Below are 7,228 nucleotides of genomic sequence, written 5' to 3' on the forward strand. Positions count from 1 at the left end.
AGACGTCCGTCTTGCGGCCGGGCAGGTTCTTGACCTGCCGCGCGTTGACCAGGATCACATTCAGGCCCTCGGCCAGCAGGTAGTAGAAGGGCTTCCAGTAGTCCGAGGTCGCCTCGATGACCACCAGCGTCACCCGTGCGGCGAGCAGGTGATCCCGCAGGGCGAGGACCGCATTCGTTGTCGATCCCCACGTCGTGGTCTCGGTTGTGAAGAGTCCCCGCCGCTTCATGCTCGGGGTGCGGCCGCACGCCTTGGCGTCCTTCTTGCTGACGTCGAGGCCGACGCAGCGTTCGTGCAGCACGTCCACGGCCTTGCTCCCTCCCTCACCAGGCAGCCGGGTACGCCGTTCCGGGAGGACCAGGGTGAATCAGGAATTCTGACGCACGTGTTTCGCAGCAACACTCCACGGTTCCCGTGGACGGCCCCCAGCACCACGCTGACCTGCGAGCTCACAGGCATCGCAGAGCTATCGGTTTCGGCCGGAACGGACTCCACAAGCGTTCCGTACCGGCATCAGCCCACGTCAGGGCAGACAGAAGCACCTCCGGCGCGCGCCACGGCATTTACCACGCCCCCGGCGCGCACCGAAGGTGCGCTGAGTCGCTGACCTGGGGATTCACGGAACTGCGGACAGAGCCCTGAAAACGACCAGTGCTGCTCTTCGTTCCGCAGTGCGCTGCCCTTGGCCTGCACCGGCCGGTCGGCGGCCCGGACGATCGCCCGGATCTTGCGGTAGTCGCCGGGCAGGGCGGCCTCGCCGGGAGTCTCGCTGCGGTGCGGGACCAGCGGCACCGCCCACGACGGCCTCCGCCGCGGCCGGGTCCTGCTCGGCCAACCGGACCAGGACCCGCTCGGCGGACGCGTCCAGTTCACTGCGGCGAGCCGTGATCCGCTCCAGCTACGGAGATCAGTGTGGTCTGCATCGCCCCGGCCTTCCGCTGGCAGGGCATGGCCGCCCGCCTGGTACTGGCGGTGGCCCCCGGCGTCCGTGCCCGCGACGAGAGGCCCTTCCTGCGCACCTCCGCGCGCAACGCCAACGCCATCCGGCTGTACGAGTCGCTGGGCCTTCGGCTGCGCCACCGCACGGCGTTCCTCGCGGCGCGGGTGCCGGAGACAGTGCGGCAGCAGTAACGCAGATGTGCGAACGAGCGGTGGGCGATCGCCCCCGCGGCTGGACGTACACTCCACATATGGGTCGCACATGCGCAGTGAGGGAGTGCCTGTTCCAGGCCGCTCATGCCGTGTGCCCGTCCGTCGTGTGCGCGACGGCCGTCGACCCGGTGAACGCGTTGGCGATCTACTGTCGCGCGTTGCACGGCCACGGCTAGCGATTCCGGGTAATTCTCGGCATTTCCGAGATCATTCCGCCTCTGCGGGCGGACCATTTCCTGCGCGGCAGCCCCTCCCCGCCTCTGTAACCGTACGGCGACGGTCCTCGCCATAATTTCCTGCTTTGTCATCCCTTGGTGCCCTGGCGCCGCCTGCGCGCCGACCGCCGGACGACCGGCAGCCGGTGCATCTTCGAGAGGATCCTTGTGAAGTTGAGCGAGCTGCTCGCCGGGCACGATCATCAAGTCATCGAGGGCGATCCGGAGACGAGGATCACCGGAGGCACCGGCTTCGACGCCCACCGCGCCGCTCCGGGATCCCTGTTCATCGCGGTGCCCGGCCATCGCGAGGGCGGCCCCGAGTCCGTCGGACCGGCTCTCGCACGCGGCGCGGTGGCGATTCTCATCGACTCTGCGACGGCGCAACTTCCGGTCGCGACCTGGGCGTCGGCCTCTGGTGTATGCGTCGTAGCCGTCGCGGACACGCGCAAGGCGGCCGCGGTCGTCGCCTCCCGCTACCACGGGGAGCCAGGCCGGCAGATGAAGATGGTGGCCGTCACGGGCACCAACGGGAAGACGTCGGTTTCCTCCATGGTGGAGTCGGTGCTGAGGGTCGCCGAGCACGCCAGGGTGGGGGTCATCGGGACGGGCGGCAGCCGGATCGGCGACGAACTGATCCCGATGCCGAGGTCGGTACTGACCACACCGGAGTCGCCGGACTTCCAGTATCTGCTCGGGTGCATGCGCGACCGCGGTGTCGGCACCGTGGCGCTCGAAGCCACGTCGATGGGCCTGCTGACCCACCGCCTCGACCACTCGTTCATCGATGTAGGGGTGTTCACCAACCTGACGCAGGATCACCTGGACGACCACGGCACCATGGAAAACTACCGGGACGCCAAACTGCGTCTTTTCCGGGGGCTGTGCCGGCGTGCGGTGGTCAACGCCGACGACCCGGTCGGAGCCTGCATCGGGGCCATGATGCCCGGCGCGGTCGTCACATACGGTATCGACGCGGAGGCGGACTACCGGGCGACCGACCTCACGATGGACGCCGTCGGCACCCGCTTCACCCTGCACCACGCCGGCCGCAAGTATCCGGCGGCGGTCCCCGTGCCTGGACGGTTCTCCGTCTCCAACGCACTGGCCACTGTCGCAGCCTGCCACCTCATCGGGCACAATCTGGCCGGACTGGTCGCCGCGCTCGAGCAGATGCCCCCGATCCCGGGAAGGTTCGAACGCTACGAGACCCCGGACGGCACGTCCGTCATCGTGGACTATGCGCACTCCCCGGACTCACTGGAGAAGGTGCTGACCACCATCCGCGGCTTCGCCTCCGGCCGGGTCGTCACGGTCTTTGGCTGCGGCGGGGACCGGGACGTCACCAAGCGCGCCCGGATGGGGGAGATCGCCGGCACCTACTCCGATCTGTGCGTTCTCACTTCGGACAATCCCCGGAACGAAGACCCCCGGACGATCATGGATCAGATCGTCCCGGGCCTGCTCGCGAGCGGCACCACTTTCGAACGGTTCGCCGACCGCCGCCGCGCCATCTCCTTCGCCCTGTCCGCCGCAGGGCACGGCGACGTCATCCTGATCGCGGGCAAAGGCAGCGAGCCCTACCAGATCGTCAACGAGGAACTGCTGCCGTTCAGCGACATGGCGACGGTACGCGAACTCGCCACGCGGTAGGCGTACCGGCCTTCTTGACGCCCGGCGCTGGTTGCAGTGCCGGGCACGAGGACGTGCAGCTGCTCCAGACGCCGACCTGCTGGCTGATGCGCAATGGCAGGTCCGCGGCCCTGGCCGAAGCGAAGGTGGTCGGTCCGGCACATCGTCGGCCTCCAGCGCCGTCAGAGACCCGCTGCCCGCTACACACGAGACCTTGGGGCCCCGCGGCTACCTCGGGGACCTGCGGGCCGCCCTCATTTCCGTCGGCGTGGACGCCTGATGGCGCTGATCGGGACGGGCTGGGGTCGGCCCGTCCGGCTACTCCATGCCACAGCTCGGTGCGTTCAGCACCCGGCACCAGACCAATCGTCCACCGCAAGAACTGGCGCGTGCTCCGCAAGGTCCGCACCGACCCGAAGTGGGCGACTGCCCTGGTCAGGGCCCTGCTCGTCCTGACGAACCGCGAAGTCGCCCGCTGACCGACGCTCTTCAGCGAAGTCATCCGCCCTCAACCAGCACGAGCATCCAGAATCCCGCGCACACCAGATCCGTGACCAGCAACTTCACGATGCACACCACTCAGTGGGGTGCCTGGGGCAATTGAGCCGGGGCCGCCCGCTTGCGGAGTGTGCGGGCCGTCTCGGCCGGTCAAGGGCGCCTTCGGCGGCGCTTCGCGCTGGGCTTCGCCCACCCTGGACAGTCCGCCCCGTCCCTGGACCTGGCTGGCTATCGGGCGTTGTGTCCTGAACATGAAAGGGAGAAGTTCAAACGGCTCGCGCCGCTGCGAAAGGCGATCGCGAAGATGCAGGAGATCGCCCGGCGCTATCCGGGCCTCTTCGCGCACTGGCGGTACGCCACAGCACCGGCCATGACCTGGTGATCAGAGCGGCAAGAGCCGTGTAACGAGAGATCGTTACGCACGGTTCTACGGGGGCCGGAGGGTGAGATCCCCTCCGGCTACCCGGCGCCCCTCCCTTGTGGCGTCCGTCCGCAGGTCAGGTGCCGTATGGGTGGGGAGATCCATCGAGCAGGTCCGGGGTCGCCCCCGAGTACGGGGTGGCCGCTTTCAGGGAGCGTCATCAGCGACCGACATCTGGGAATCTGAATGACCACCATCCCACCTGTTCCCGTTCGGTGCATCCACCGCCCACTGAGCGGCGGCTTGGTCGTGCCCTGGATCGCCTTCACACACGTTGGCCACGTCGCATTCGATGGCGTCGACCAGCACAAGCGGCATCTGGCCCTCACCCGGTGCCTGTGCCAGATCTGCGGTCAACGGCTCGGCGAGCGCATCTGCCTCCTCGTCCGACCGCAGGACGTACGCAACCGGTGGGTCAGCGAACCCGGCGTGCACCCCGAGTGCCTGGGCTACGCCAAACAGCACTGCCCGATGCTCATCCCCCGTCAGTTCGCGATTTCTGAAGTGTTCCTCCGACGGAACTTGGGCGCTGGGGCTCGTAACTCCCACTTTAGGACCCTGGGTTCAGCTTCGCTTCGCATTGCCATGGGACACCGACGGACTCCAGTGATCAGCGCACATGGCTGCGCTTTCCGTGGCAGTTCCCACGCGCACGTAGATCGTTTTCAAGCCCGCGTGGTGTGACCCACCGGCGGATGTTCCAAGACCGGGAACCTCAAGGCCGGCGTCACCCCGGATCCAGGTCATCAGCAGGTTCTGGCTTCATCTGCACATCTCCGACGACTCCCCGTGCCAGGCGCCCGCTGCGAACGGATCGTCGTTGCGGAGGGCTGGTGCCCGAGGTGACAATGCCCGGAGGTGCCGGGTGGTCATCCCGGCGAAGTGTTGGAGGCGCTGCTTGTGAACACCGCTCCGCGGTGCGCCTCGCCATGCGCGCCAGACGCTGACCACTTCGCTTCGCCCACCGGCTGACCTGCTTCGTTCACGGTGGGCGCTTCCCCTTATGGGAGACCACCGTAGTGTCCGAAGACTTCGGGACGGTTGATCGCCGTCCTCTGGCAACGGTTCTTGCCGCCAACCTCGTTTCGATCGCAGGGAATTGCCTCACATACATGGGCGTGCCGTGGTTCGTGCTGGAGAGCACGGGCAGTGCCGCCAAGGCCGGGATCGTGGCGTTCTGCACACTGCTGCCCGCAGTGCTCGCTGCGCTCGTCACCGGTCCGGTCATCGACCGGATGGGGCGACGGCGGGTGAGTGTCGCCTCGGATCTCGCCTGCGGGGTCGCCGTTGCGGCGATACCGCTGCTGCAGTTCGCCGGCATCCTGCAGTTCTGGATGCTGTGCGTGCTGATGGCCATGACAGGGCTATGCCGTGCGCCAGGTGAAACCGCTCGCGGCGTGCTGTTGCCCACCCTCGCCGAACGCGCCGGAATGCCGCTAACCAGGGCAGCCGGGCTGTACGACGGTGCGGCACGCTGTGCGGCGCTGACGGCATCCGCTCTCGGAGGGGCGCTGATCGCCGTACTCGGACCCCAGAACGTCCTGTTGGTGGATGCCGCGACCTTCGCCGTGGCTGCGCCGCTGTTCGCGTTCGGAGTGCGCGGCCTGCCCGAGGCGCGAGCCCAACGACGGCCCGAGTCGGCGTCGCTGCGTGCCTACCGTCGTGAACTCGCGGACGGATATCGCTTCGTTGCGGCCACGCCGTTGCTTCTGGGCCTGTGCCTGATGACGCTGGTCACCAGGGGCCTCGACCAGGGATGGAGCGCCGTGCTCCTGCCCGTGCATGCCCGTGAGGAGCTAGGTGGTGCCGTCGATCTCGGTCTGCTGAACGCGGCGTTCGGGATCTGCGCACTCACGGGGGCGCTGGTCTATGGGGCGGTGGGCAACCGCTTTCGACGGTGGCCCGTGTTCACGATCACCTTTCTCATCGGGGGCCTGCCGCGCTTCGTGGTGGCCGCCTTCACCGACACCTTCACCCCGCTGGCCGTGATCATGGCGGTAGAGGGTCTCGCCTTCGGCGTACTCAACCCCATCATGGCCACAGTGACGTATGAGACGGTGCCGGAGGAACTGCGCAGCCGCGTGCTGAGCGCGACCACGGCCTCGGTCCAGCTGATCACTCCGCTGGGCGGACTGGCCGCGGGCTTCCTCGTGGATTTGGCCGGCTTGTCTTCTGCGCTGTTGGCGGTCGGCGGTGTGTATCTACTCGCCACGCTGTGCCCTGTGATCTTCCCGGCCTGGAGGCAGATGGACAGCACCGGCTCTCCCCAAGACAGGGCGGAGGGCTCGCCGCTGCGGAGCTCGGGGTCGAAGCGGATGTAGAGGCTCGGGCCGCTTGGGTCTGGGCTGTCTTCCTCCTGCGGACCACCGCCCGGAGCCGCCCGTCCGCCACGACGATTGACAACACGGAACGGGCGGCATCGTGATCACGATGCCGCCCGTTCCCTCGGCGCGTCAGCAGCACTTTCGTCGGTGCTCCTGCCATTTGCTTGAAGGGGGGCAGGATCACGGAGTCGTGTCCTGTCCGGTCCTCTTGTGGTGCTCGGCGAAGCTGACATGGTCCACGGTCGCGGTGTAGCGCTGGGCGGCGTTGACGGTGAGGCCGAAGAGGTCCGCGAGGCGGCGGGCGTCTCCTTCACTGGCATGTGCTTCGTCGAGGATTCGGTCTTCGCGCAGGGCCTGGGCGGAGGTGCCGAGTACCTTGTTGATCCATTTCCCTGTCACGGGCGTCAGATGCCCGGCCGTCGCCTGGTTGATGAACAGGTGCGGGTTGCCGCTGTTGGGCCACTTCTGCTCGCGGTAGACCAGGTAGCCCTTCAGGGCGGCTCGTGCCTGCGGCGCGAGGAGGATCTTCCTGCCCTCGATGGCGAGCCGGCCGTCGATGACATCGGTCACGGACAGCGCGCGCAGTTGGAGCGGACGCAGTCCGTGGAAGATCAGAAGAGTTCCGCAGGCGGCCCTCGCCCGATCCGAATCGTTGACGAGGCGCCGCAGCACCGGAACGTCCATCGACACCGGAGTTCGAGGCTCGGGCATGCCGACCTTCATCCGCGTGGTCGGGTTGGTGAACACGCGCCTGCGCCCGTGGAGAACCTGGAAGATCGACCGCAGGCTGGAGACCATCTCGCTGCGGTCGGTCCCGCCAACGGGCAGTACGGCAACAACGTCGTCGCGAGTGACTTCGCGGAGCGATTGCCGGGTCGTCGCCCAGAAGGCGAGCGCGGGGAGGGCAGCGTAGAGGTGGTTGCGAGTCGTCCGGTCGGAACGCGGGTGACGCCGCGGCGTGAAGCTTCCCCTTGTGACTGGACACC

At 67.7% G+C, this 7,228-nt stretch carries 6 protein-coding genes and 1 pseudogene; 3 read left to right on the forward strand and 4 right to left on the reverse strand.

Going from position 1 to position 7,228, the window contains the following annotated elements; genetic code table 11:
- Both NQU54_RS47720 and NQU54_RS47725 read right to left on the reverse strand, forming a co-directional pair.
- The coding region (locus tag NQU54_RS47720) for an IS110 family transposase (protein WP_257636516.1) at positions 1-307 on the reverse strand (307 nt) is incomplete at its 3' end.
- Between the two features lie 206 nt (positions 308-513).
- A complete protein-coding gene (locus NQU54_RS47725; protein ID WP_257636517.1) occupies positions 514-792 on the reverse strand; it encodes a hypothetical protein in 279 nt (92 codons plus the stop codon).
- Between the two features lie 108 nt (positions 793-900).
- Between NQU54_RS47725 and NQU54_RS47730 the strand changes: the two are divergent.
- Both NQU54_RS47730 and NQU54_RS47735 read left to right on the forward strand, forming a co-directional pair.
- Positions 901-1,131 (forward strand): annotated as a pseudogene (locus tag NQU54_RS47730) (GNAT family N-acetyltransferase); the annotation flags it as partial.
- A 404-nt stretch (positions 1,132-1,535) separates the two neighbouring features.
- Positions 1,536-3,020: a UDP-N-acetylmuramoyl-L-alanyl-D-glutamate--2,6-diaminopimelate ligase gene (locus NQU54_RS47735; protein ID WP_257636520.1), complete on the forward strand. Its 1,485-nt coding sequence runs from the start codon at positions 1,536-1,538 to the stop codon at positions 3,018-3,020.
- 1,045 nt (positions 3,021-4,065) lie between these two features.
- On the opposite strand, the gene NQU54_RS47740 is transcribed toward NQU54_RS47735, so the two are convergent.
- On the reverse strand, positions 4,066-4,383 hold the full coding sequence (locus NQU54_RS47740; RefSeq protein WP_257636518.1) for a hypothetical protein: 318 nt from the start codon (positions 4,381-4,383) through the stop codon (positions 4,066-4,068).
- A gap of 554 nt (positions 4,384-4,937) precedes the next feature.
- Here NQU54_RS47740 and NQU54_RS47745 point away from each other — a divergent pair.
- Complete coding sequence (locus tag NQU54_RS47745; RefSeq protein ID WP_257636519.1) at positions 4,938-6,239, forward strand: MFS transporter; 1,302 nt, start codon at positions 4,938-4,940, stop codon at positions 6,237-6,239.
- A 183-nt stretch (positions 6,240-6,422) separates the two neighbouring features.
- Here the strand turns inward: NQU54_RS47745 and NQU54_RS47750 are convergent.
- The coding region (locus NQU54_RS47750) for a site-specific integrase (protein ID WP_502362218.1) at positions 6,423-7,228 on the reverse strand (806 nt) is incomplete at its 5' end.

The sequence above is a fragment of the Streptomyces malaysiensis subsp. samsunensis genome (genome assembly GCF_024519315.1).
Lineage (GTDB): Bacteria > Actinomycetota > Actinomycetes > Streptomycetales > Streptomycetaceae > Streptomyces > Streptomyces malaysiensis.